At 67.9% G+C, this 24,251-nt stretch carries 27 protein-coding genes; 5 read left to right on the forward strand and 22 right to left on the reverse strand.

The genetic code is table 11. The features are described 5' to 3' along the window. Positions 1-63: 63 nt before the first annotated feature. The 8 genes from L0C25_RS11080 to L0C25_RS11115 all read right to left on the reverse strand — a co-directional run bounded on the left by L0C25_RS11080 (position 64) and on the right by L0C25_RS11115 (position 8,393). Positions 64-1,116: a HAMP domain-containing sensor histidine kinase gene (locus L0C25_RS11080; protein WP_271636554.1), complete on the reverse strand. Its 1,053-nt coding sequence runs from the start codon at positions 1,114-1,116 to the stop codon at positions 64-66. Continuing rightward, positions 1,113-1,784 (reverse strand): response regulator transcription factor, encoded by a 672-nt coding sequence (locus L0C25_RS11085; protein WP_271636555.1) that lies wholly within the window; start codon positions 1,782-1,784, stop codon positions 1,113-1,115. Before L0C25_RS11085 ends, L0C25_RS11080 begins: the two co-directional genes overlap by 4 nt. A gap of 19 nt (positions 1,785-1,803) precedes the next feature. Beyond that, positions 1,804-3,486: a serine hydrolase domain-containing protein gene (locus tag L0C25_RS11090; RefSeq protein ID WP_271636556.1), complete on the reverse strand. Its 1,683-nt coding sequence runs from the start codon at positions 3,484-3,486 to the stop codon at positions 1,804-1,806. A gap of 110 nt (positions 3,487-3,596) precedes the next feature. Then, on the reverse strand, positions 3,597-4,577 hold the full coding sequence (locus L0C25_RS11095; protein ID WP_271636557.1) for a glycine betaine ABC transporter substrate-binding protein: 981 nt from the start codon (positions 4,575-4,577) through the stop codon (positions 3,597-3,599). A gap of 25 nt (positions 4,578-4,602) precedes the next feature. Next, entirely contained in the window at positions 4,603-5,400 is a 798-nt protein-coding gene (locus L0C25_RS11100) for an ABC transporter permease (protein ID WP_271636558.1), read from the reverse strand. Next, positions 5,397-6,410, reverse strand: coding sequence for an ABC transporter ATP-binding protein (locus L0C25_RS11105; protein ID WP_408641680.1), 1,014 nt, complete (start codon positions 6,408-6,410; stop codon positions 5,397-5,399). Before L0C25_RS11105 ends, L0C25_RS11100 begins: the two co-directional genes overlap by 4 nt. Continuing rightward, on the reverse strand, positions 6,403-7,050 hold the full coding sequence (locus L0C25_RS11110) for an ABC transporter permease (RefSeq protein WP_271636559.1): 648 nt from the start codon (positions 7,048-7,050) through the stop codon (positions 6,403-6,405). Before L0C25_RS11110 ends, L0C25_RS11105 begins: the two co-directional genes overlap by 8 nt. Continuing rightward, entirely contained in the window at positions 7,047-8,393 is a 1,347-nt protein-coding gene (locus L0C25_RS11115) for an amidohydrolase family protein (protein ID WP_271636560.1), read from the reverse strand. Before L0C25_RS11115 ends, L0C25_RS11110 begins: the two co-directional genes overlap by 4 nt. Positions 8,394-8,479: 86 nt before the next feature. Between L0C25_RS11115 and L0C25_RS11120 the strand changes: the two genes are divergently transcribed. Continuing rightward, positions 8,480-10,135 carry a CocE/NonD family hydrolase gene (locus tag L0C25_RS11120; protein ID WP_271636561.1) on the forward strand — a complete coding sequence of 552 codons (1,656 nt, stop codon included), beginning with the start codon at positions 8,480-8,482 and terminating at the stop codon, positions 10,133-10,135. Then, on the forward strand, positions 10,132-10,788 hold the full coding sequence (locus tag L0C25_RS11125; protein ID WP_271636562.1) for a GntR family transcriptional regulator: 657 nt from the start codon (positions 10,132-10,134) through the stop codon (positions 10,786-10,788). The genes L0C25_RS11120 and L0C25_RS11125 overlap by 4 nt, the downstream gene beginning before the upstream one ends. Here L0C25_RS11125 and L0C25_RS11130 read toward each other — a convergent pair. The 7 genes from L0C25_RS11130 to L0C25_RS11160 form a co-directional block, all read right to left on the reverse strand. Then, positions 10,782-11,408 carry a superoxide dismutase gene (locus tag L0C25_RS11130; RefSeq protein WP_271636563.1) on the reverse strand — a complete coding sequence of 209 codons (627 nt, stop codon included), beginning with the start codon at positions 11,406-11,408 and terminating at the stop codon, positions 10,782-10,784. The two genes, L0C25_RS11125 and L0C25_RS11130, sit on opposite strands and share 7 nt — an antisense overlap. A 91-nt stretch (positions 11,409-11,499) precedes the next feature. Then, complete coding sequence (locus L0C25_RS11135) at positions 11,500-11,982, reverse strand: hypothetical protein (protein WP_271636564.1); 483 nt, start codon at positions 11,980-11,982, stop codon at positions 11,500-11,502. A 56-nt stretch (positions 11,983-12,038) separates the two neighbouring features. Continuing rightward, complete coding sequence (locus L0C25_RS11140; RefSeq protein ID WP_271636565.1) at positions 12,039-12,635, reverse strand: hypothetical protein; 597 nt, start codon at positions 12,633-12,635, stop codon at positions 12,039-12,041. 1 nt (position 12,636) lies between these two features. Next, positions 12,637-13,062 carry an RNA polymerase sigma factor gene (locus L0C25_RS11145; protein ID WP_271636566.1) on the reverse strand — a complete coding sequence of 142 codons (426 nt, stop codon included), beginning with the start codon at positions 13,060-13,062 and terminating at the stop codon, positions 12,637-12,639. A gap of 118 nt (positions 13,063-13,180) precedes the next feature. Beyond that, positions 13,181-13,936 (reverse strand): hypothetical protein, encoded by a 756-nt coding sequence (locus L0C25_RS11150; protein ID WP_271636567.1) that lies wholly within the window; start codon positions 13,934-13,936, stop codon positions 13,181-13,183. A 29-nt stretch (positions 13,937-13,965) separates the two neighbouring features. Next, positions 13,966-14,658, reverse strand: a complete 693-nt coding sequence (locus L0C25_RS11155) for a hypothetical protein (protein ID WP_271636568.1) — start codon at positions 14,656-14,658, stop codon at positions 13,966-13,968. 142 nt (positions 14,659-14,800) lie between these two features. Then, a complete protein-coding gene (locus tag L0C25_RS11160; protein ID WP_271636569.1) occupies positions 14,801-16,423 on the reverse strand; it encodes a diacylglycerol kinase family protein in 1,623 nt (540 codons plus the stop codon). A gap of 121 nt (positions 16,424-16,544) precedes the next feature. Here L0C25_RS11160 and serS point away from each other — a divergent pair, with 121 nt between their 5' ends. Together serS and L0C25_RS11170 are read left to right on the forward strand one after the other, a co-directional pair. Beyond that, entirely contained in the window at positions 16,545-17,828 is a 1,284-nt protein-coding gene (serS, locus tag L0C25_RS11165; RefSeq protein WP_271636570.1) for a serine--tRNA ligase, read from the forward strand. Further along, positions 17,825-18,610, forward strand: coding sequence for an HAD family hydrolase (locus L0C25_RS11170; protein ID WP_271636571.1), 786 nt, complete (start codon positions 17,825-17,827; stop codon positions 18,608-18,610). Before serS ends, L0C25_RS11170 begins: the two co-directional genes overlap by 4 nt. On the opposite strand, the gene L0C25_RS11175 is transcribed toward L0C25_RS11170, so the two are convergent. Beyond that, the gene (locus L0C25_RS11175) at positions 18,598-19,203 is read right to left on the reverse strand and encodes a class I SAM-dependent methyltransferase (RefSeq protein WP_271636572.1); all 606 of its coding nucleotides are present in this window, start codon (positions 19,201-19,203) and stop codon (positions 18,598-18,600) included. The genes L0C25_RS11170 and L0C25_RS11175 overlap by 13 nt on opposite strands. A gap of 93 nt (positions 19,204-19,296) precedes the next feature. Between L0C25_RS11175 and L0C25_RS11180 the strand changes: the two genes are divergently transcribed. Next, positions 19,297-19,722, forward strand: a complete 426-nt coding sequence (locus L0C25_RS11180; RefSeq protein ID WP_271636573.1) for a MarR family winged helix-turn-helix transcriptional regulator — start codon at positions 19,297-19,299, stop codon at positions 19,720-19,722. Here the strand turns inward: L0C25_RS11180 and L0C25_RS11185 are convergent. From L0C25_RS11185 to L0C25_RS11210, 6 genes are all read right to left on the reverse strand, one after another. After that, complete coding sequence (locus L0C25_RS11185; protein ID WP_271636574.1) at positions 19,719-21,098, reverse strand: multicopper oxidase family protein; 1,380 nt, start codon at positions 21,096-21,098, stop codon at positions 19,719-19,721. The two genes, L0C25_RS11180 and L0C25_RS11185, sit on opposite strands and share 4 nt — an antisense overlap. A gap of 180 nt (positions 21,099-21,278) precedes the next feature. Beyond that, positions 21,279-21,719: a DUF6220 domain-containing protein gene (locus L0C25_RS11190; RefSeq protein ID WP_271636575.1), complete on the reverse strand. Its 441-nt coding sequence runs from the start codon at positions 21,717-21,719 to the stop codon at positions 21,279-21,281. Further along, on the reverse strand, positions 21,716-21,988 hold the full coding sequence (locus L0C25_RS11195) for a hypothetical protein (protein WP_271636576.1): 273 nt from the start codon (positions 21,986-21,988) through the stop codon (positions 21,716-21,718). The genes L0C25_RS11190 and L0C25_RS11195 overlap by 4 nt, the downstream gene beginning before the upstream one ends. A gap of 126 nt (positions 21,989-22,114) precedes the next feature. Further along, positions 22,115-22,660, reverse strand: a complete 546-nt coding sequence (locus L0C25_RS11200) for a hypothetical protein (RefSeq protein WP_271636577.1) — start codon at positions 22,658-22,660, stop codon at positions 22,115-22,117. 158 nt (positions 22,661-22,818) lie between these two features. After that, the gene (locus L0C25_RS11205; protein ID WP_271636578.1) at positions 22,819-23,400 is read right to left on the reverse strand and encodes a sigma factor-like helix-turn-helix DNA-binding protein; all 582 of its coding nucleotides are present in this window, start codon (positions 23,398-23,400) and stop codon (positions 22,819-22,821) included. A 314-nt stretch (positions 23,401-23,714) separates the two neighbouring features. Further along, positions 23,715-24,242 (reverse strand): bacterial proteasome activator family protein, encoded by a 528-nt coding sequence (locus L0C25_RS11210; RefSeq protein WP_271636579.1) that lies wholly within the window; start codon positions 24,240-24,242, stop codon positions 23,715-23,717. Positions 24,243-24,251 lie beyond the last annotated feature (9 nt).

Here is a 24,251-nt window from a genome sequence, read left to right on the forward strand (position 1 = left end):
GTAGCAAGTTTGCTGGGTAGTGGCGCGGATTACCATGTGCCCATGGTAATCCGCGGGGTAACGTCAGCGCCGCAGGCGTAGGCGGAACACGCAGCCGTCGCCGTCGGGGCCCGGCGACTCGAGGGTGAGGTCGCCGCCATGCGCCGCCGCCACCTGACGAGCGATCGGGAGGCCGAGCCCGGTTCCGTGCGTGTCGGCTTCGCCGTGTCCGTAACGTTCGAAGACTCGGGTCTGTTCGTCAGCGGGAATGCCAGGACCGTGGTCGGCCACCGTCACGTCGACCTGACCGTCGGCCGTCCACACCTCGACCGCAACCGACGTGCCTGGCGGTGCATGCCGGATCGCGTTGTCGACCAGGTTGGACACCGCACGGCGTACCGTCGTCTCGTCGACGGAGCACTCCGCCGACGCTGACCCGCCAACGCTCAGCTGCACGTCCTTCGACTCCGCGAGTACGCGGGCGTCGCCGATGACCTCGTTCGCGAGGGCGACCAGGTCGGCCGGTTGCCGGTCGATCGTACGAGCGCGGCCACGGGCATCGACGAGGAGCTCGTCGATCGTCGTACGCAGCCGGGTCGCGGCAGACTGCGAACGATGCAGGCCCTCGCGGTACAGCTCGACGGTCGGTTCCGGATGCGACAACAGGACGTCCGCGTTGGTGGCCAACACCGCGAGCGGCGTACGAAGCTCGTGGCTGGCGTCCTCGATGAGCATGCTCTGCGTACGTGCGGCGTTCTCGAGACGGGCGAGCATCGCGTCGAAGCTGTCGGCGAGCGAGCGGATCTCGGCGGGGCCGCGGTCGAGATCGATCCGCCGGCTCAGGTCCGACGCCTCGATGTCCTCGGCGACTCGTCGTACCCGCTCGATCGGTCGCACGGCGCGGCCCGCGAGCCACCACGCGAGCCCGGCGGCGACCGGTAGCAGCGCGACCACGGTCCAGGTCGGCCACGGAGGGTCGTCGGAGGTCGTCGTCGAGACCGTCTCGCCGTTTCGGGTGGTCTCGGTGTCGTTCTCGGTCGCCGAGGTGACGCCGAACAGCAGCAGCACCGGGACGTAGATCGCGAGGAACCCGAGCACCGCCACCTGAACCCGCAGCGACTGCCATCCGTACTTCACGATGTACTCCGCAACTCGTATCCGGCGTTGGTGATCGTCACGATCCGCGAGGGGTCGCCGAGCTTGCGGCGCAGGCGGCTGAGGATCACGCGTACCGATGCCGTGAACGGATCGGCGTTGGCGTCCCAGACGTGCTCGAGCAGGTCTTCGGCCGACAGCACCTCGTCCGGGTGGTGCATGAAGTACCGCAGCAGTGCATACTCACGCGCCGTCAACGCCAGCTCGGCATCGCCTCGCCAGGCACGGTGTGCGGCGAGGTCGAGGGTGAGGTCACCCACCCGCAACGTCGTACCCTCGGCATCCTTCCGGCGCGCGAGGGCGCGGATCCGCGCGACCAGCTCGGCGAACGCGAACGGCTTGACCAGGTAGTCGTCCGCTCCCGCGTCGAGCCCGGTGACGCGGTCCGCGACTCCGTCGCGCGCGGTCAGTACGAGGATCCGACCCGGTCGGCGGAGTCGTTCATCCATTCGGGCCCGGGAGATGAGGTCGCCCCCGTCGCCGTCGGGCAGGCCGAGGTCGATGCACGCGACGTCGAACTCGGTCGTCGTCAGCAGCTCGTCGGCCTCGCCGTACGACCGCGCCACGTCCACCGCGTACGCCTCGTTGCGGAGTCCGAGAGCGACGACGTCGGCGAGGTCCGCGTCGTCCTCCACCAGCAGGATGCGCATGCCGTGAGTCTCGCAGGTCTCAGCGGCCGGCCCGCTCGGCGCGAACAGTACCGTCCGGACCGCCGAGCGCGAGGTCGTGTTTCGTGAAGGTGACCGTCACGGCGGGTTCGTCGCCGGTCGGATCGTCGGACTGATAGCGATCCCCGCCTACCGGCACGAAGGTCGCGTGCGGAGGATCCGTGGGTATCTCCGCGGCCGAGATGGCGCCCGACTCGTCGAGCGCGTACCAGCCCAGCACCGACTCGGACGCGGTCCTGACGGTGATGTACGTACGCAGCTCGCCGTCGATGACCGCGGTGCCCGAGAGCGCGAGGTCGGTGATCGCGCCGAAGTCCGACTCGAACAGCTCCCGTTCCTTGCGCCCCTCGTCGGTCGCGCCCTGCAGCAGGTCGAGCACGGCGGCCTCGTGCGTCGAAGCGGTGTCGGCGGAGACGCTTGCGGGCCTGGGGAACAGCGCCTCGACGGCCCGCCGCCCGTGTGCCGAGATGTCGAGCTCGTCGTCGCGCACGGCGACGCCGAAGGAATCGCCCGGGTCGAGGTGATACGTACCCACGGCGGCTCGGAGCTCCGCCGGGTCGGCCGACCCCGCCGGGGTCTTGGGCGGCGGCACCGGGTCGCCCTCGACGAGCGCCGGAGCGATCGCCGTGAGCAGATCCTCGGCGCGTACGACCGGGGTGTTGGACGCGATCGCCACGGCGCGCTCACTGCGCGGAAGCCAGGCGACGACTGCGTCGTGCCCGATGTCGCCACCGCCTCCGGAGGTCGCGATGACCGGCTCGCCGTACGCGGACGCAGGGAACCGCACCCACCCCGGTGTCGCCGACGTCCCGTCGCCGCGGTCGATCCCCGCCCGGGCGATCCCCCGGGTCGACGTACGCGAGACGACGTCGCCGTCGAACAGCGCATGTGTCCACGACGCCAGGTCGTGGGTCGTCATCGCGAGATCGCCGTTGCCGCTGAGCGCCCAGTGCGGTCCCGCGAAGTCACCCAGCTGCTCGGTCGGCCCGCCGTCGAGGTAGCCGACCGCGCGCGGACCGCGGGCCGCCGGCTCGCCGTCCCAGAAGCCGCGTGACCGCACACCGTCGGGCGTCCGCAGGACCTGCGACGCCATGAATCCGCGGTAGCCCTTACCCGCAAGCTTGTCGATGATCAGCGCGAGGAGCGTGTAGCCGGCGTTCGAGTACAGGTAATGCGAACCGGGCGCGTACGCGCGATGCAGTCGACCGAGTCGCCGGATCGCGGTTTCGCGCCCGAGCGGAGCATGGTCGGCACCGATCGAGCCGGTGAGCCCACTGGTGTGCAGAAGCAGCTGTCGTACGGTGGCGCGCGACGCCAGACCGTGCAGAGCCGGGATGATCGCTCCGGCCCGATCGCCCAGTCGCAGCCTGCCGGTGTCGACGAGTCGGAAGATCGCTGCGGCCGTGAACGCCTTGCTGATCGAGCCGATGCTGTAGACCGTGTCGGGCGCGTTCGTACGATCGGAGTCGCGGTCCGCCGCGCCGTATCCGGCGACGCAGTCGAACGTGCCGCCCGTCGAGATCGCGACCGTGCCGCTGAAGCCGGCGGCGGCCCAGGCATCGAGCCCGTCAGCGTACGTGGCCGCGCACTGTTGCGGCGAGTCGTCGGGCGGGGATTCGCCGGCGGTCGTACACGCCGATGCCAACAGGGTCGCCAATGCAACGAGGGCGATGAATCGGGTCATGGGGCGACGCTAGGCGTCACGCTGTGAACCGGATGTAAACCAGATTTGGGCCGAAACGCACCGTTTCGTCGACCGAAACGGGCTGTTCGGGCCCAAATCTGGGAGACGGGTCAGCCGATGAAGTCGTGCTCCTGCAGCCACTCCTGCGCGGCGTCCTCGGGCTGGAGGCCGTCGATGTCGACCTTCGCGTTGAGCTTCTGGATGGCCTCCTCGTCGAGGGCCTCCGCGATCGGGCTCAACACCTTCGCGATGTCGGGGTTGTCGGCCAGGACGTCCTTGTTGACGTTCGGCGCGGGGTTGTAGATCGGGAAGAAGTGCTTGTCGTCCTCGAGCACGGTCAGGTCGAGCGCCGGGATGCGGCCGTCGACCGACGTCATGTCACCGAAGTTGCAGGGGTCGCCCTCGGAGACCGCCTTGGGGATCGTGCCCATGGCGATGGTCTTCACCGCGTCGCTCGGCAGGTCGAAGCCGTACTTCTTCTCCAGGCCGGGGAGGCCGTCGTTGCGAGCCTCGAACTCGGAGTTCACGCACATCGACGCGTCCTCGGGGTTGGAGTTCGCGACCTTCGCGTAGTCGCTGAGCGTCTTGACCCCGAGCTCGTCCGCGGTGTCGCTGGCGACGGCGATCGCGTACGTGCTGTTGTACTGCGCCGGGTCGAGCCACTCGATGTCGTTCTTCGCCAGATCCTCCTTGGCGACCGCGTCGAACTGCTTCTGCGCATCGGGGATCGGGTCGGTGTGCTTGAGGTAGCTGATCCAGGTGGTGCCGGTGTACTCCCAGTACATGTCGATCTCACCGGACGTCAGCGCGGTGTGCGTCGTGTTGCTGCCGGCGAGGCCGCACTTGCGCTCGACGTCGGCACCCGCGGACTCCAGCGCCTGCGCCGTGATCTCGCACAGGATCAGCTGCTCGGTGAACTCCTTGCCGCCGACGGTGAGGCTCGCGCCGTCGAGGGACGCCTCCTCCGCCAGATCGCCGGACTTCGCCTTCGGCTCGTCGTCCAGGCTGCAGCCGCTGAGGGCGAGGCCGATGGCGGCCGTCACCGCCAGTGCGCGTAGCGGGGTCGATGAGGGGTTGATCGATAACTTCATGGTTGCCGTTCCTTTCGGATGGTCGTTAGAGGCCGCGCGGGCGCAGCAGGCGTTCGGCGAGCCCGGCGAGCCAGTCGATCGCGAGGGCGAGGCACGCCGTGAGTACGGCGCCGGTGATCAGGATCGGATCGCGCTGCAGGGTGAGGCCGGTCTCGATCATGCTGCCGAGGCCGCCGGCGTTGGTGAACGTGGCGAGCGCGGCACTTCCGACGTTCAGGATGAGCGCGACCCGGATGCCCGCCATGATCACCGGGACGGCCAGGGGGAGCTCGACCCGGAACAGCACCTCGGCCCTGGACAAACCCATGCCGCGGGCGGCGTCGATGTAGGCCGGGTCGAGCCCGTCGATGCCGACGATCGTGTTGCGTAGCACGGAGAGGAACGAAACCAGGATCAACGCGAAGACGGCGTACGTGAAGCCGAAGCTGAACCAGATGCCGAACAGGGTCAGCACGCCGATGGACGGAATCGCTTGACCGAAGTTGGCAAGTGGGAGAACAACGGCCGATGCGCGGCGGATGGCCGGCCGGGTGAGCAGGATGCCGATCGGAACCGCGAGCGCGACGACCGCGACGCTCGAGACGGCAACCAACTTCAGGTGCTGCCCGACGAGCGTCCAGATCTTGTCCGCTGTGAGAGTGCGGGTCTCGATGTCATCGAGCGTTTGGCCCTGCACGTACGCGAAAAGCGCGATCAAGGAGCAAACCAGGACGACCGGGATGAAGAGAAGGTCGAAGTAGAACGCGAAGCCCTTGCGTGGCGGCGTCCTGACGTCGTCGACGCGGCCCAGCGCCTGCTGCCCACCGTCGATCAGCGCGCTCATGTCGGACCGCTCCCGACGCCGTCCACGGCGCGCGCGAGCACGGTGCTCCACGGGAGGCCGCCGACCACGGACCCGTTGCCGTCGACCACGACGGCGACGTCATCGTGCGCGTGCAGCATTGCGTCGAGCGTCGCGTACAGGCTCTGGTCGGCACGTACGACGGCGGCCTCGCCCCGACCATGCTTCTCCGCAAGCGCATCGTCGAGGGGGAGCAGCGGCATCGAACCCGTCTGCTCGAGACGCAGCAGTCGTACGGCGGCGCCGGCACCGATGAATGAGGAGACGAACTCGTCGGCGGGGTTGGCGAGGATCTGCGCGGGGGTGTCGTACTGCGCGATGCGACCGCCCTCGGCGAAGATGGCGATCCGGTCGCCCAGCTTCACCGCCTCCTGGATGTCGTGCGTGACGAACACGACCGTCTTGTGGATCTGCTGCTGCAGCGCGAGGAACTCGTCTTGCAGCCGGTCGCGGACGATCGGGTCGATCGCGCCGAACGGCTCGTCCATCAACATCACCGGCGGATCGGCCGCCAGTGCCCTGGCGACCCCGACTCGCTGCTGTTGGCCGCCCGACAGCTGCTTCGGATATCTGCCGCGGTACATCGCGGGGTCCAGCCCCACGAGGTCGAGCAGCTCCTCGACGCGCTCGCGGATGCGCTTCTTCTCCCAGCCAAGGGCGCGGGGCACGAGGCCGATGTTCGATGCGACGGTCATGTGCGGCAGTAGTCCGACTTGCTGGATCACGTAGCCGATGCGCCGGCGGAGCTCATCGGCGTTGACGTTCGTGACGTCGTCGCCGTCGAGGATGACCCGGCCCGTTGTGGGCTCGATCAGCCGGTTGATCATCCGCATCGTCGTGGTCTTGCCGCATCCGGACGGGCCGACGAGCACGACGATCTCGCCCGCGCGTACGTCGAGAGACAGCTCCTCGATGGCCGGAGCGGTGCTGCCGGGGTACGTCTTGCTGACGCGGTCCAGCTGAATCATCGTCGGGTGTGCGTCGTCAGTCACGGATACCTCGTGAGGTGGTCAGTCGGGCGATCAGGATGAACAGCAAATCGAGAATCAGCGCAACCGCCATCACGCCGATGACGCCGCTCAGCGTGGCGTTGAGCGCGTTTGCGCCACCGACTCTCGCGAGGCCCTCGAAGATCGGCTTGCCTAGCCCCGGGCCGTTGACGGCAGCGGCGATCGCGGCGATCGCCACGCACAAGATGGTGGCGACCCGGACGCCGTTCAGTAGCACGGGCCACGCGAGCGGCACGCGGACGAGGATCAGCCGCCGTCGTGCGGACAGGCCCATACCGCGGGCCGCTTCTTCGACCTCGGCGGGTACGGACTGCAGGCCGGTGATCACGTTGCGCAGGATCGGGAAGATCGCGTAGAACGTCAGCGCGAAGATCGTCGGGGCAGCACCGAGCCCGAGCCACGGGATCAGCAGACCGAACATCGCGAACGACGGAATCGTCAGCATGGTCGCGGTGACCGTGAGAATGACCTGGCGGGCGACGGGCCGGTCGTAGACGAGCGTGCCGACCACGATCGCGATCAGGGCACCGAGGCCCACGGCGATCAACACCACCTGGATGTGCTGGAAGGTGTACAGCAGCAGGTCCTGCCACTGGTAGTCGATGTACTCCCGGAACGTCACGAGGCCCGGCCCACCTCCGACAGCGGTACCTCGAGGGCCGTGCCGGCGACGGGGCTTCCCTCCTGGAGTACGAGCCAGAACCGGTCGCGATCACCGAACAGCTCGGGCTCGCGTACGGGGTCGCCGTCGACGACCACGATATCGGCGATCTTGCCGGGCTCGATGGTGCCGAGGTCGTGCAAGCCCAACGCGTGTGCGGCCGCCGACGTCGACGCGACGAGTGCGTCATGTGCGGGCAGCCCGTGGTGGATCATCCGCCGGATCTCGATCCAGGCGCCTCCGCGCCGCAGCTCCAGATCGTCGCCACCCAGCGCGATCGGTACGCCGGCAGCGTGCGCTGCCTGCAGGGTGCGCTCCGCAGCGGCGATGTTGACCTCGGCGACCCGGTCGAGCTCACGCGTCGAGAACCGCTCGGTCGGGCCGTCGGTGCCGACCTGCAGGTCGCGTCCGGCGAACACGTACTGGCTCGAGAACGTCGGTACGAGCGCGATGTCTTGCTCGGCCATCCGCTCCAGCAATTCGGGCCGCTGGAAGAGGTAGAAGCCGTGCTCGATCGTGCGCATGTTCAAGTCGATAGCGATCTCGCAGCCGGCGAGCCCTTCGGCATGCGCGACGACGGCGTAGCCCATCCGGTTGGCTTCCTCGACCGCGGTCTCCAGCTCCGCGCGGGTGAGCTGCTCGGACATGCCGTGCGCCGAGTCGTGCTCGTCGCGGTTGATGCCCGCCTCGAGCTCGACCGAGCGGGCGCCGGTCGCCATCACCTTGATGAAGTCGGCGCCGCGCCGGATCTGCTCGCGTACGCCCTTGCGCACCTCGTCGTTGCCGTCGGTCGCGCGGTACATGCCGTCGAAGATGACGTCGCCGGGTGCGGTGCTCGAGATGATCAGGCCGCAGGTCAGGATGCGCGCGCCGCGGAACAGGCCGTAGCGCATCGCCTGGCGGTTCTCCATCACCTGGTCGCCGTACGTGCCCATATCGCGCACAGTCGTCACGCCGTACCGCAGGAACTCGCGGAGCTTCGCCCCGAGCGCGTGGCCGAGGGTGCCGGGAAGCACGGGTTGGACGCCGAACCCCAGGTCGGGGACCGCTCCGATCGCGTGCAGGTGAGCGTTGACGATGCCCGGCATGAGGGTCCGGCCGCCGAGGTCGACGGTGTCGACGCCCTCGGGTGCGCCGTCGCCGGCCGAGCCGACTCGGGCGATGCGGCCGTCCTCGACGAGAACACCCGCGCCCTCGCGGATCGGAGTCGACGTGCCGTCGAACAGTCGGGCGTTCGTCAGCCAGACGGGCCGGTCGGCTCGGTCGTGCTCGGCGAACAGCATCGCCGGGAGCTGAACCTCCATCAGATCTCCTCACTCACGACGACTCGACGGCGCCAGTACACCACAAGAGTAGATGTATACGACAGTCCCCCTGGTATTCTGCGGCTGTGAACTCGTACGGGGGCGTGCTGTCGCCGGGCACGCATCGCAGGGGCGCGACGCCACGCCCGTTTGCCGACGTTCCGGCCGATGCGAGGCCGTACGCCGTGCGGATGCGAGACGACGTACTCCTCGCGACCGATGTCTATCTGCCGAGCCGTGGGAGCCGCTGGCCGGTGCTCGTTTCCCGTCTGCCGTACGACAAGGCGGGCGACGAGTGCTTCATGCCCGACATCGCCCGGTGGTTCAACGAGCGTGGATACGCCGTGGTCGTCCAAGACGTACGCGGCAAGGTCCGCTCGGGCGGCGCGCTGGCCCCTTTCGAGACCGAGGTCGCCGACGGGTACGACACGATCGAGTGGGTGACCGAGCAGTCCTGGTGCAACGGCTCGATCGGGATGTTCGGCGACTCGTACTTCGGCTGGACCCAATGGGCGGCCGCGGCGTCGCGTCATCGCGCGCTGCGCGCCATCGCGCCGCGGGTGATCTCGGCCGATATCGGCGACGTCACCTCTCGTGGCGGGCTGTTCGCTCTCGAGGTCACGGCACTGTGGGCGCTCGAGACCTGGGTGGACGAACGGCTGTACGCGTACGACGGTGAGCTCGAGTGGGGTGTCCGGCCGCTGTCCGAGGTGGTGCCGGCGGCACTCGGCGGCCGGCGCTCTGCGTTCCTGGACGATACGGCGCGTCGCGGCCTGCCTCCGTCGGCGCGGCTGTCGGTCGACGCAGACCTTCCCGCGTTGCACCTCGGTGGTTGGTGGGACCTCGTCAACGGCGGCCAGTTCGCCACCTGGCGCCGGAGCGTCGGCGCGCAGCGAGCGCCGCAGTACCTCGTCGTCGACGCGGTCGATCACGGCTGGACCCGACTTCGTCCGCCGGGCGAGCCGTACGTCGATCCGCTCACCGACGCTTCGACCCTCAGCGCCTTCCTGGACGACTACCTGGGCCCGCTGCTGCCCTTCTTCGACTATTACGTCTCGGGTGTCCGCGCGTACGACGCGCCGCCCGTCAGGTGGATGCTCACGCACGAGTCCTGGCGGCACGACGACCGTTGGCCGCCGCGCGACAGCGCGCCGGTCGACTGGTTCCTGACGGGCGGCCCGCGCGGTGGGCTCGCCGAGGCGCCTGACCGAGCCGAGCGAGTCGTCGAGTGGGCACAAGACCCGGACGACCTCGTGCCGAGCCTGGCGCACGCGTACCACCCGCTGATCGAGCCGGCCGACGACTCGGTGTTGATCCGGCGCGACGACGTGCTGACCTTCGAGACCGAGCCAGTACCTCGCCCCGTCGACCTCGCGGGGCCGATCAGTGTCGCGCTCGCGTACGAGTCGTCCTCGCCGACTGCGCGGATCATGGCGAGCCTGTGTGACGTGTCTCCCGACGGATCTGCGCTTCGCATCACCGACGGTGCGGGCATGGTCACGGCACAAGGCAGGTCGGCCGTCGATCTCGGCGACATCGGCTACCGCGTACGCCCCGGCCATCGGCTGCGGCTGCAGCTGTCGGCGTCGGAGTTCCCGCGGTACCTTCCCGATACAGGGACCGACGAGCACCCGTGGACCGCCCGCGAGTTCCGGCGCACCGAACACCGCATCGTCACCGGCGGGCGCCGTGGTGCCAGACTTCGATGCTTCGCCCTGCGAGCCCCGGGAGACAACGCATGAAGGGATTCCGGCCTCAACCGGTCGTCAAGGCCTTGCCCGACAAGACTCCGTCGAGCGGGCGGGTCCACGACGCGTTGCGTACCGCGATCCTGCACGGAGAGCTCGCGGCCGGCACGAGCCTCGGCGAGGCGCAGATCGGCGAGCAGCTCGGAGTCTCGCGTACGCCGGTGCGGGAGGCGTTCGCCGAGCTGCTCAACCAGGGCCTGCTCGTCGAGGGCGCCCGCCGGCAGGTCGTCGTCGCCGACCCGTCGCAGGAGATGATCGACGAGATCGTCCTGATGCGAGACGCGGTCGAACCAGTGATCGCCAGGCAGGCGGCCGAGCGAATGGACGTGTCGGACGTCGACCAGCTGCGGCTGATCATGATTCGTACGCGCCGGGCGATCGAAGCAGGCGACGGCAATGCCGCGCTCGACTGCGACGACGACTTCCATCTGCACATTCCGCGTGCGGCCGGGCTCGGCCTTGCGGCGGACGCCATCCGGCGTTTCCGAGGGCTCACCCGGCTCGCCGTGCGGCACTCGGTTTCCGACGATGCGGCGCTGCGGCGGATTGCCGATGACCACGACGCGATCATCGAGGCGCTGGCCAGTGGAGACGGCGAGAGCGCGGCCGAGGCGATGGCCGCGCATCTCGCCTCGGCGCCTTACTGAGCGGTGATCAGCCGGCCCATGTTCGTACGCGCGCGCTCGAACCGCTCGGACACGTCGGCCCAGTTCGCGATGTTCCAGAACGCCTTCACGTACTCGGCCTTGACGTTCAGGTAGTCGAGGTAGAACGCGTGCTCCCACATGTCGAGCAGCAGCAGCGGGACGACGCCGACGGGTACGTTGGCCTGCTGGTCGAAAAGCTGGAAGATCAACAGGCGCTGCCCGATCGAGTCCCAGCCGAGCACTGACCAGCCTGAGCCCTGGATGCCGGTCGCCGTCGCCGTGAAGTGCGCCTGGAACGCCGCGAACGACCCGAACTGGTCGGTGATCGCCGCAGCGAGCTCGCCATCGGGCTCGCCGCCACCGGTCGGCGAGATATTGTGCCAGAACACGGTGTGGTTGGTGTGCCCGCCGAGGTTGAAGGCGAGGTTCCTCTCGTGCAGGTTCACCGCGGCCAGGCTGTCGGTGTCGCGGGCCTCGGCAAGCCTCTCCAACGCCGTGTTGGCGCCGGCGACGTACGCGGCGTGGTGTTTGTCGTGGTGGAGCTCCATGATCTTCGCGCTGATGTGCGGCTCGAGCGCCGCGTAGTCGTACGGGAGTTCGGGCAGCGTGTAGACGCTCATGTGGTTTCCTCTCGTTCGCGTCGACCTCGAACGTAGAACCTCAACCTCAGTTGAGTTCAAGGCGGCGTTGCGTGCTTAAACTCGAGGGTGGCTAGGAGTCGTCTGGGGCGTCGTGCCTGTCCGGGTGCCGCCAGAAATCCGGGCACGTCGTGTCTGCCGCTTCGGGGAGGTAGCGCTCGATGCGCCTTCGTTGCCAATCGGCCTCTTTGCCGCGATAGAGCGTCGCTAGGTTGCCGACTGCGGCGTCCGGCTTCCCGAGGACCAGTACCAACACCCTTTGACCCGGTTCGTACGGACGCGTCTCGTTGAACCGTGCCGAGCCCGTGAGAACGCGCGTGGTCGCACGCGTCTCGGCAGCGGGCTTGATCCAGTCGTCGACGGCGATGGTCATCCATACTTCCAACGCCTTCGTCGTTCGCTTGGTCGACACGATCGTGCCCTCGACGATCCGGTACGCGCACGCGATCTCCTCGGCTCCGGTGAGCGCCTGCGACGCGTCTTGATCAGGATCGCTCCCGTTCGCGTAAACCGCGGTGGCGACTGCGGCGGCCACAATGCTCGCCGCGACGAGCACGGTGGATCGCCTCCACGGACTTCGAGGTCGCTCTGTGGCGGGCGCCGGGTTTGACGTCATGAGTCGTCCGGTACGTCGTGGCGGTCCGGATGGAGCCAGAAGTCGGGGCACTTAGTATGCGCGCCCTGCTTCAGGTAGGGCACGACCTCCGAGCGTGAGATGGAAATGGCCCGGTCGGCATAGACCGGCGTCCAAGGTGGGTCATACTCGACGATGAATACGTGTTGTCCCGGCGCGTACGCGCGGACAACATCGGCTGCTCGCGTAGAGAAGGCCACGAAGGTGGCGATACGTTTCGACTGATCGGTCGGCTTGTACCAGCGGCTGACCGCAACGGTCATTCGAACCCTCGATCGTCTGTCGGTAGGATCGATCGTTCTGATCGTGCCCTCGAAGATCCGGTTCGCGCAGGCGACAGTCTCGGGACCGTTGAGTGCTTGGGACGCCTCTTGATCAGGATCGCTCCCGTCACTGGCGTACAGAGCAGTGGCGATGACGGCGACCGCGGCGATACATGCGGCGACGAGGATGCCTGGACGAGTCCATCGACTGTGTGGCGATTGGGACCTCGGCGTATCGGTAGCGGCTTCGTCGCCAATCATGGTCATCGCTCGCCGCAGGCGTTCCTCCTCCGGCCCGCTCAGCTGGCTCATCTCAGATCACTTCCTTGTCTTGGAGTCGCGCCCTTATCGCACCCGTGGCGGAGTGGAGTCGGCTCTTGACGGTGCCCTCCGCGACGTCGAGGAGAGTCGCTATTTCGGAGACGTGCAGATCGGCGTAGAAGCGAAGCACGATGACCTGCCGTTGACGGTCGGTCAGGCCACCTAGCCCTTCGGCGACTGCGAGAGCGAGAACGCGCTCTTCCTCGCTGCTTGCCTCGGGCGGTCGTAGAGACCATCGGGCAGCGAGTCGTTCTCGCAGATTCGCGTCCCGTTCCCTAGATCGGTGCGAGTCGACCGCGACCCGAGACGCCACCGCCGACGTCCAAGCGCGGACGTTGCGAATCGGCGGCGCATCCCCCCGCGACCGGGACTCCAGCACCGTTGCCGAATCGCCCGGGGATCCCCGGTTAGCGCTCATGCGACTTTCCCTCCGTCGTGACTAAGACGGAACAGCGCCGCAGATCGTTCGGTCGGATACCGGATTTGTAATCCGCGCGAGTTTCGTCAGGCCTGCAGGGCGATCGGATCGAGGCCGTTCAACACCCATGAAACGCGCTCGGACGGTTGACTGGCTTGGCGTCGTTCAGTGCTCTCGCCAGGTCGGACGCATCTTGGCCGACGAGCGTGTCCTCGAGGCCGGGATCCGGGCCTGGCCTCCTGGCCGAGCGTCGTGCCTGCGGTGTGGATACGATCTTCCCCTCGTTCTCGCCGGCCCCGATCGAAGCGTGATCGTAGGGAACGAGACCACCCTCGCCGAGGCCGAGCCACTCGCCGTCCCCGGCGGCGCACTTCGCGCCAACCCAGTCGAGCGCGACGACGTAGTGATGGCCCTCCTCCACGCGAGGCTCGTCCTCATACAGCATCGTTGTGCGTCGTGAGGTAGCCCCGTCGCTGAACGTCCATCCGGGCGCATGCCAGACGACTGACTCCGGCGCGGGCCTCGCCGCGTGCCGTCGTGACCACACCACTTTGTCGACGCGCAGGCGCATATCCCGACCGATGAGACCTTCGCCGATATCCATCTCTTCGCGCGACGGTGGAATCTCGGTCTCCTCGGCAGCTGTGACAACGACAATGTGGTCTGCGTAAGTGACCCAGTCAGCGGCAGTGTCGCTGGGCAGGCGATCGGCGCCTTCCACGAAGACGATGCCGGGATCAGATGGGTCGGGACTGGCGGGCCGATCACGTATCGGTGCCCCGACGAGCACTACGGCGCCAGACACCACGATGGCCACCGCAATCGCCATAATGACGACGGCGAATCGGCTGCGACGGACGGAGTAGCCGATCAAGCCATGCCTCCTCATTTTGTGCTCGTCATCTAGAAGCCGTAGTTGATGTTCCGCCTGTTCAACCTCCTCGGTTTGGGGTACCTGGACGGCGTAGTCATACAACCGAGCTTCTTGGCGTGCTTCGAGATCGAGGGGTTCGCGTTGTCACCGTGGACAAGGCCAATCGCGTGCCCGGTCTCGTGGCAGGCGATTGGGCGTCTATACACACCGTTGCCGCGGATGCGGACGTACTGTTGGTCGCACTTGAAGGTGTGGACACCGGCGGCATCGTCGCACCAGGTAACACCGTCCTTACTGCTGCTCACGTGCCGGGAACCCTCCTGGTACACGACATCGGTTTCCGATGATCCGGTGAAGTCCGGGTTGCGGTCGTAGCGCACCGACAGGTCGGTCCGCCTGTAGCTACGCATTGCGTTGCGCACCGCTTTACGGTCGGATTTCTCGAGCCTCCGACTGCCGTGAGAGTCCATGTAGTACTTAACTGACCTGTTATCCGTCTGGCAGGTGATATGGCCATCTCCGCCATCCGGATCATCGCCACAGCGCCGCGCGCCAGGGGCCGCGCCGAAGACTGGGTAGAGGGTGCGAATCCTGGGTCGCTGCGCTCGTCCACCGTCACTCACCGGCGCGGCCTGATTCGACAACCGCCTTTCGCTGCCTCCTCGAGCGCCGACGTCAGTCGCGAAGACGACCGTGGATGCTGCGCCGACCGACAGCGTCACCGACACGATTGCCGCAGCGATGAAGCCCCGTCCTGCCGTGCGAGTGAGACTCGACCGAATCGAACATTCCGACTCCCCCAGCCCGGGCCATTACGGACAGTGATCACCTTCGTTACGGTTGCGGGCGGATGTCAACAGATGCTCAGCTCGGCACCCGGATCAGCAGTACGCCCGGCTGCACCTCGGCGGTGAACTCCGTACCCTCGCCGATCGGGTCGCCGTCGAGCTGGCGGGGCGTCGGGCGTTCGGCGCGCACGACGACCTTCCGGCCGGTGAGCCTGTCGAGCTTCTCGTCGGTACGCCGGCGGCGAGTCAGCACGCGTACGACGAGACGGACCCAGCTCCACGCCCGGGGTGGCGCGATGACGACCACGTCGATCTTGCCGTCGTCTATGGTGGCGTCCGGCAGCAGCGGGATGCCGCCCTGCAGCTGACCGACGTTGCCGACCACAACGGTGCGGGCGCGGTACCGCTCGAACTCGCCGTCGTCGACCGAGATCTCCACCTTCACCGCCGGATAGCGCAGCTGCCGGAAGGCCGACACGACGTACGCGAGCCAGCCCATCTTGGCCTTCATCTCGTCGGCGACGCCGTTCATGATCGCCGCATCGAGGCCGAGGCCGGCCATCACCATGAAGCTGGTGTCGGTGAACGACTCGGGTGCGTCCTCGTCGTCGGACGCGTCGGCGCTGCGGAACCTCGCAACGTCGACCGCGCGATCCTGACCGTTGAACGCGACCTCGATCGCATCCCCCTTGTGCAGCGGGATGCCGAGGTTTCGCGCGAGCAGGTTGCCCGTGCCGAGCGGGATGACACCGATCGCGACTCCGGTGCGCGCGAGCTCGGTGCACACCACGCGTACGGTGCCGTCGCCGCCCGCGACCAGCACCAGGTCGACCCCCGCCTCGAGCGCGCGGTGCGCCATCGAGGTTCCGGGATCCTCGATCGTCGTCTCGTAGAACGTCGGCGTACGCCAGCCGGCGACCGCGGCGGCCTCGCGTACCTGGTGGCGGAACACCGCGTTGTCGCCGACCTTGATCGGGTTGAAGACGACCGCGACCCGTTTCGAGCCCGTGCCCGTCGTCGTGATGCGCGGCAGGATCCCGTCGACCGCCGCCTGCATCGCGAGCACCCATGGCACGAGCGCGAACAGCGACCCGAGCAGTGCGCCGGCGACCACATCGCTCAGCCAGTGCACGTCGAGGAAGATGCGATCGGCGCAGATCAGTGCACCGACGGCACTCCACAGCGCGATCAGGGCGTACCGGATCGGTCCGCGCGCCGTGCTGACGACCGTCACCAGGATCATCGTCGTCGTGAGGACGCCGGCGCCGAGTGCGTGGCCGCTGGGGTACGAGGTGCCGCCGATCTCGATCAGCGGCTGCGCCCAGCTGGGCCGCGGCCGCTCCAGCAGCCCCTTGGCGAACAGCGCTGCCAGCCAGGAAAGGACGCCGGTCGCGAGCAACCACAGGACCATCCGGTACTGGCGCCGCACGAGGAAGACGATCGCCACGACGGTGAGCAGCCCGGTGACGTACACGCCCCGGCTCACGTTCTGCACGACCGTCCAGAAGTCGATCCACGTCTCGTGGCCCGAGCCGAGGTCGTACGCCCAATCGGCGACGGCCTCGTCGAGGTCGACCACCGGAGCCCACTCGTAGTGGACCGCGACGGTCAGCAGCACCAGCGCGAACGCCAGGACGCCGATGACGATCCACCAGATACGCGGACGCGCGGGGTGCGCACGGCGCAGGTCGATCGGCACGGTGGGCGTCCAGGTCGGTCGGGGATGGGCTGGTCCAGCGTAATCGAGCGGACCCTCGCCCGATTCGGGGCACGCACGTACCGGAACAATCGCGTTGACGTGCGCCGATAGGCTTGGAGGCGTGATTGACGTACGCGTACTCCGTGATGACCCCCAAGCGATCAGGGCTGCCCAGGAGCGCCGTGGAGAGTCTCCCGCCATCGTCGACGACCTGTTGGCGGCCGACGAGCGACGTCGATCGAGCATCGCCGCCTTCGAGGAGCTGCGCGCCGAGCAGAAGCGGCTCGGCAAGCTGATCCCTGCGGCCGAGGCCGACGAGAAGCAGGCGTTGCTCGCCAAGACCAAGGAGCTCTCGGCCGAGGTCAAGGCGGCCGAGACGCAGCAGAACGAGTCGGCTGCGGCGTTCGAGGAGCTGCTGAAGGCGGTGCCGAACGTCGCGTCACCCGACGCTCCGGCGGGCGGTGAGGAGAACTTCACCACGATCGAAACCCATGGCACGCTGCGCGACTTCGCCGCCGAGGGGTTCGAGCCGCGCGACCACCTCGAGCTCGGCGAGCTGCTCGGCGCGTTCGACACCGAGCGCGGAGCGAAGGTCAGCGGGGCGCGCTTCTACTACCTGATCGGTGTGGGTGCGCAGCTGGAGCTCGCGCTCGTCCAGCTGGCGATGCAGCGCGCCGCCGAGTGGGGCTTCACGCCGATGATCCCGCCGTCGCTGGTCGGCCCGGAGGCGATGGAGGGCACCGGGTTCCTCGGCCAGGCGGCCGACGACGTCTACTACCTGCCGAAGGACGACCTCTACCTGGTCGGTACGTCGGAGGTGCCGCTCGCGGCGTACCACGGCGGCGAGATTCTCGACGCCGAAACTCTGCCCCGTCGTTACGCGGCGTTCAGCCCGTGCTTCCGGCGCGAGGCAGGCTCGTACGGCAAGGACACCCGGGGGATCTTCCGGGTCCATTGGTTCGACAAGGTGGAGATGTTCATCTACACGACCGTCGAGGAGTCGTACGCCTACCACGAGCGCCTCCTCGAGTGGGAGAAGCAGTGGCTCGACGATCTCGAGCTGCCGTACCGCGTGATCGACACAGCGGCGGGCGACCTCGGGCTGTCCGCGATCCGCAAGTTCGACTGCGAGACCTGGCTTCCGTCGCAGCAGCGCTACCGCGAGGTCTCGTCGACGTCGAACTGCACCGACTACCAGGCGCGCCGCCTCAACACGCGCGTACGTACGGCTGAGGGCACCGTGACCGCGGCGACGCTCAACGGCACGCTGATGGCGAGCGCCCGCACCATCATCGCGCTGCTGGAGAACCATCAGCAGCGCGACGGCTCGGTCGTCGTGCCGAAGACGCTGCGGCCGTTCCTCGGTGGCCGCGAGGTGCTCGAACCGCTCGGGGAGTCGACATGACCTTCAGCCCGAAGGTCCTCGCGCTCGACGTCGACGGCACGCTCGTCAACGACGCGAACGAGCTGTCGCCGGCGGTCCGCGACTCCGTACGCGCCGCGGTAAACGCCGGCATGCATGCGGTGATCTCGACCGGACGGTCGCTGCCGGGTGTCATGGACGCCGTGCACAAGCTCGACCTCACCGGGGGCCTCGCCGTCGCGTCGAACGGTGCCGTGGTGTTCGGTTACGACCCGATCGAGGTGATCCACACGGTCACGTTCGATGCCCGCGAAGCGGTGAAGCTGCTGCTCGACCACGTACCCGACGCGGCCGTCGCCGTCGAGGAGATCGGGGTCGGCTATCGCATCAACAAGCCGTTCCCCGACGGCGAGATCAACGGCCGGATGACGGTGCAGACGGTCGACGAGCTCGTCGCCGAGCCGGTGACCCGCGTGATCATCCGAAGCCCGGAGAAGTCCGCGGAGGAGTTCGCCCAGATGGCGCATTCGCTCGGCCTCGTCGGTACGAACTACTTCGTCGGCTACACCGCCTGGCTCGACCTTGCACCGGAGGGGGTCTCGAAGGCCTCCGGCCTCGAGGTCGTCACCGAACGCCTCGGCCTGTCGCCGGCCGACGTACTCGCGATCGGCGACGGTCACAACGACGTCGAGATGCTCGAGTGGGCCGGCCGCGGAGTCGCGATGGGCCAGGCGCCGGTGCAGGTCCAAGACGTCGCCGACGACGTCACGGAGACGGTCGACAACGACGGCGCGGCGATGGAGATCGCGCGCTACCTCGGCTGAGCTGCCTCGGCCGTCGCGTGCAGTACGTGTCGCTCGATGCGGCGCACATGGGGCACGCCTGTGCCGATGGTGGTGTGGCATGCCGCTGAGCTGAGACCCGAGTGAGCGTCGGCAGCGGCGTCGAGCTCGCCGAACGGCGCGCGTGCGAGGTCGAACACGACGATCTGGCCGCCCGGTCGGAGCACTCGTGCGAGCTCTGCGACCGACGCGGCGACGTCATCCCAGTGATGGAGGCTCAGCGAGGTGACGACGAGATCGAACGCGGCGTCGTCGCTCGGAACCTCGGCGGCAGAGCCTATGCGTGCGTGGACGCGACCGGGATACGGCTCGATGTTGCGCGTTGCCGCCGCGATCATGTCGGCCGACGGGTCGATGCCGGTGATGCTGACGTCGGGACGGCGGCGGGCCGTCTCGGTGAGCAGGACGCCGGGCCCGGTGCCGACGTCGAGTATGTCCGCCCCGTTTGGCGCCAGCAACGCGACATCTTCGGCGATCCGCCGGTAGAAGCCGCGCATGAGGCGCCGGGCCATGAAGTCGTACCGACGGGTCGAGCGGCCCGCGAACGCGCCATGTGCTTGATGCTGCGTGTGCATCGATTCCTCCAGAGTTGTATTCTACAACTGTCAGATTCGATCGTACGTCGATGAGTTGTATGACACAACTCTGGACCAGCTGGGAGGCGCAGGATGGTCGAGCATGCCGACGAACTGCACGCGCTGTTGATGGACCTCGGTCGCGTTGCCGCGCAGCTCCACCCCGACGAAGAGGTACGGGGTTTGTCGCTGACCCAGCTGTTCGCCCTGCACGAGCTCGACGCCGCAGACACGCTGTCGCAGCGAGACCTGGCCGAGCGACTTCGCCTCGAGAAGAGCACGGTGAGCCGTCTCGTTGCCGATCTCGTCCGCGACGGGATGATCACCAAGGAACGCGACCCCGACAACCGCCGCTACAGCCGGCTGCGTATCACGGCGCGCGGCAGCAAGACCCATGGCCGCATCGGCTCCGGGATGCACGAGAGGTTTGATCGCCTCGCTGCCGAGCTGAGCCCCACCGAGCGGGACGCGTTGCTCGCGGGGCTTCCCGGTCTCGTACGCGCCCTCCGGAACGTCTAGGTGATCTCGAAGTTCGCCATCATCGCCATATCCTCGTGCTCGAGGTTGTGGCAGTGGAAGACGTACTTGCCCGGGTAGCTGTCGAACTTCACCAGTACGTGCGCCGTCTCGCCCTCCTTGAGGTCGACCGTGTCCTTCCAGCCGATGTCGGTGGGCAGCGGCTCGTCGTCGTTCTTGTTCCGCGAGAGAACCTTGAACGACACCTGGTGCAGGTGGATCGGATGCGCAGGGTCGCTGTGCAGCTCCCACACCTCGATCGAACCTCGCGCCGGCTTCGCGTCGATCCGTTCTGGGTCGAACAGCTTGCCGTTGACGGTCCACATCTCCATGCCGTCGCGCTCGCCGTCCTTCTCGAACTCGAAGCTGCGGGTGACCTCTGCCGCCGACTCGTCGAGCTCGTCGTACGCGCTCATGTCCGCGAGCTTCTCGGGCAGCGGTTCGGGCCTCGGTGCGGTACTCGCTACCCGGAACCGCATGACCTCGGACATGTCGCCGTCCCCGGCACCGTTGGTCAGCGTGATCTCGTCGCCGATGTCGTACCCGCTGAAGTCGATCACCACGTCGAACCGTTCGGCCTGGGCGATCGGGATCGTGTCGTGCGAGACCGGCGACCCGAGCAGGCCACCGTCACTGCCGATCTGGGTGAACCCGTCGTCCGGTGCCGGATCCAGCCCGAGCTCGAGACGCCTTGCGTTGCATGCGTTCAGGATCCGGAACCGATACGTCGTCGCGGCGACATCCAGTACCGGCCACGGCGCGCCATTGACCAGCATCACGTCGCCGAGCACGCCGTCCATGTACTCCTCCTCGACCCCTGGGTCACCCATCAGGGAGTCGTCTCGTGAGGGGTAGAGGAACGAGCCGTCCGATGCGAACGCGCGGTCGCAGATCATCAGGGGCACCTCCCGATCGCCCGCCGGGAGGTCGAGCGCCTCCTCCTCGTCGTCGCGGACGATGTGGAAGCCGGCGAGGCCACGCCAGACCGCCGGCCCGGTGAAGTCCATCCGGTGGTCGTGGTACCAGAGCGTTGCCGCGCGCTGTTGCATCGGATAGGCGTACGTGCGCTGCCCCTCCGACACGTCGCCGCCTTCCATGGATGAGTGATCCCCATGATCCCCACCCTTGGGCAGGACGAGATCGATCGGGTAGCCGTCGTTCTCCGGAGGGGTGCGCGCGCCGTGCAGGTGTACGACGGTGGGCACCGGAAGGTCGTTTCGGTGCCGCACGACCGTACGCCGGCCGCTGCGCGACTCGATCGTAGGACCGGGGAACGTGCCGTTGTAGCCCCACACCGTCGTACGCGCACCGGGCACGATCTCCTGCTCGGTCTCCCGCTGCACGATCTCGAAGTAGTCGGTCGTCCGGTCCGACCGCACTGGATGCAGGCGCTCCGGGATCGGCAGCGGGCGTTCGTACTTGGCGGGCAGGTCGATCTCACTCTCGAGTGCCTTGCCGGTCGTGGTCGATCGGTCCGACAGCGAACATCCGGTACTGACGAGCGGCAGAGCGATCGCCAGTCCCCCCCGTCGTCCGCAGCAGCGCGCGTCGAGTGAGAGTCACGCATCCACCTCGGTACGTGCCGCGGTGAAGCCCTTCTCGCCGAACGACAGACGCGAGAGCAGGCCCATGATGACCAGGCCGTTGAGCGCGTGTATTCCGCCGAACCAGGCGTCGGTGTCATCGCCGAGATTCGCGAGGATCGTCTGACCCGCAGTCGCGAGCAGGACGACGAGAACCGTCAGACCGACGCTCAGCCAGCTAGGCCGCGCGACGAGTACCACGATCAGCATCAGCACGGTCAGCATGCCGATGATCCCGCCGAGCGTCCGGTGCGCGTCGAAGCTCGCCCCGTACGAGCCGAGCCCGGCGAACACGATCTGTACGACGCACGCCAGCAGCGTGATCGCGCCGATGGCGCGGAACACGGCGAGGGCGCCGCGTCGGAAGCCGCCAGGCCCCGAGACGGCGGGCTGCGAATGGGTCGAGGTATCGGTCATGATGTGGCCTTTCCCTGGGAGTTGAGCGGTGAGGGAGTCGAGAAGATCGGGCTGATGGCCTCGTGCAGGGCGGGCCGTCGGCGGATCGCATCGAGCAGCAGGCGCTCGGCGAGTTCGGCGAGGGCCGCGTCGACGGCGTCGAGGTCGGCCTGCGTGAGGCAGGGCCTTCGGCGTCGGAGGCGTTCCACCTCCGCGGCGATCACGACGTCACAGTCGCGAGCGATACGGACGAGCAGGCCGTTGTCCTCGCGGGTCGCCAGCTGTGTCATGCCTTCCCCCTGTTCGTGGTGCTGGGCACGACGATGCCGCTGCCGGCACCACGGGCGCGTCGCCTACGGGGAGGCTCCGCGCGTACGCCGACGGGAGTACGCGACCGCCTCGCATACGTCGATCGGCTACCTGTTCGACGCGCGCTTACGGGTGCGACCCCACGGCTTGAACACCGACAGCACCACCGCGATCGTCAGAGCCGTGAGCGACACCGCCGGCGGGAACGCCATCTGACTTGTGTCGACGGGCGCAGCGGACTCACCGGCCAGCGTGGCGCGACCATACTCGGCGAGGTCGTCGACACCGGGTCGAAGGGCGACCAGGACCAGCGTCGTGAGCACGACGTTGAGGCACAGCTTGATCGCGACCCACCAGTAGCGCAGCAGTCCGTACTTCGTGCCCAGCCCGAGCAGCAGGCCGGACGTCAGGCAGGCGAGGCCGGCGACCAACATCGGCCAGACGGCGACCAGACCGAGTGCGCGGTACGCAACGGCCTGCGTCTGTGCGTCGTCGGTCAGGAAGCTGGTCACGGTCAGCAGCGCGACAACGACGTCGATCCCGATCCACGCGGCCGCCGACACGATGTGCGTGACGAGCACCGTCTTGCGCAGTCGCCGGCCGATCGACAAGGTCGGCCGCACTCTTGGCGTACGCCCAGTTGTCGTAGACATCGCGCTCTCCGAGTCCTTCGCCGGAGCCCCGGTGGCTCCTTGCAAGCCGACTCTCCCGCTTCAGGGGGTGCCACGGCATCGCCCGAGCGGCGACACCGGGCGTACGCCAAGCGGTGCAGTCAGGCCCACGCCGTACGCGCCGACCGCGGTACGAGGGTTCAGCGGTCGGCCTCGACGACCGCGTCGAAGCAGTCGAGTACGTCGTCGACCGTGGGCACGTCATCGCGCTTCGGCTTCGCGCGCGGGCTCGGAGCCGCGTCGGCCTCGCGGGCACGCCGCAGGTGGCGTTTCACGGTCGACAACGAGCAGCCGAGGCGTTCGGCGATCGACTCCAACGAGTCGGCCGGGAACGCAGACCGGGTCGCGAGAACGGTCTGGTGGTCGATCGGCTTGCCCTCGGCACGTACGCCGGCGATGGTATCGAAGTCTTCGGACTGCACAGAGACGCCGAGCATGCGCCGGATGCGGCGGCGCTCCCGGGCCGTCGTACACCCGACGTACCCGGAGACATCGACCTGGACGACCGCACGGTAGAGACAGTCGACGAACAGCGGGCACTTGGCGCAGGCGTTGCGGACCTCCTCGAGGCGCTCGCGGTACTCGGCCCAGATCGCCTTCGCCACCTTCGACTGCACCGGCGGGTTGTCGAGTAGCTCGTGCAGGTACATCTCGGGGTGCGCCGCGCAGGTCGGCACGTCCTCATCGCCGGGTGGTCCCGGTGTCGATGGAGTGACCTGCATGTGTGTCCCGTCGTCTCATGGGCCGAACCGCCTGGTGTGCGGCTTTCACGTACGCATGCCTGCTGCGCAAGATACCCGGCGGCGAGGGATGCTGGACACCCCCACCGCCCGGGTGAGACGCGGTTCGTCCGCGATGGGTTCAGAAACGGCTAGTGTCCTGCGTTTGAAGTGGCTCTACGGAAGGCGTCGTCCAGGTGGATGCATCCGCAAGGCCGAGGAGGAGACGTCATAGTCGGCCCTATTTCCGACGACGAGAACGCCGCGGGGCGCCGCCTGGGCGGCGAAAGACGTCAAGGTACTTCGAACGTAGGGCACTAGAGGTACATCCCGCGGCCGCCGCCCGGTTCGGCGTCGCCACCCTCGTACGGCGGCTGCCCGGAGGCCTCCGCGCCACCCGGGAGCGCGCGTCGAATCTGCTGGAGCTGGGACTGCGCGGCCATCTGCTGGGCGTAGATCGCGGTCTGGATGCCATGGAACAGGCCTTCGAGCCAGCCGACGAGCTGCGCCTGTGCGATGCGCAGCTCGGACTCCGACGGGGTCGCCGACCCGAACGGCAGGCTCAGTCGCTCGAGCTCCTCGATCAGCTCGGGCGCGAGACCGTCCTCGAGCTCCTTGATCGACGTCGTGTGGATCTCTCGCAGACGCGCGCGGCTGGCGTCGTCGAGCGGTGCTGCCTTTACCTCTTCGAGCAGCTGTCGGATCATGCTGCCGATCCGCATCACCTTCGCGGGCTGCTCGACCAGGTCGGTGACCGACGGCGGCTCGTGCTCGTCGTCCGCAGGTACGGCGACCGGCCGGCCGTCGGGTCCTATGACGGTGTGTTCGGATGGCTTGTCGGTCATACCGCCACT

It is taken from the genome of Solicola gregarius (genome assembly GCF_025790165.1).
GTDB lineage: Bacteria > Actinomycetota > Actinomycetes > Propionibacteriales > Nocardioidaceae > Solicola > Solicola gregarius.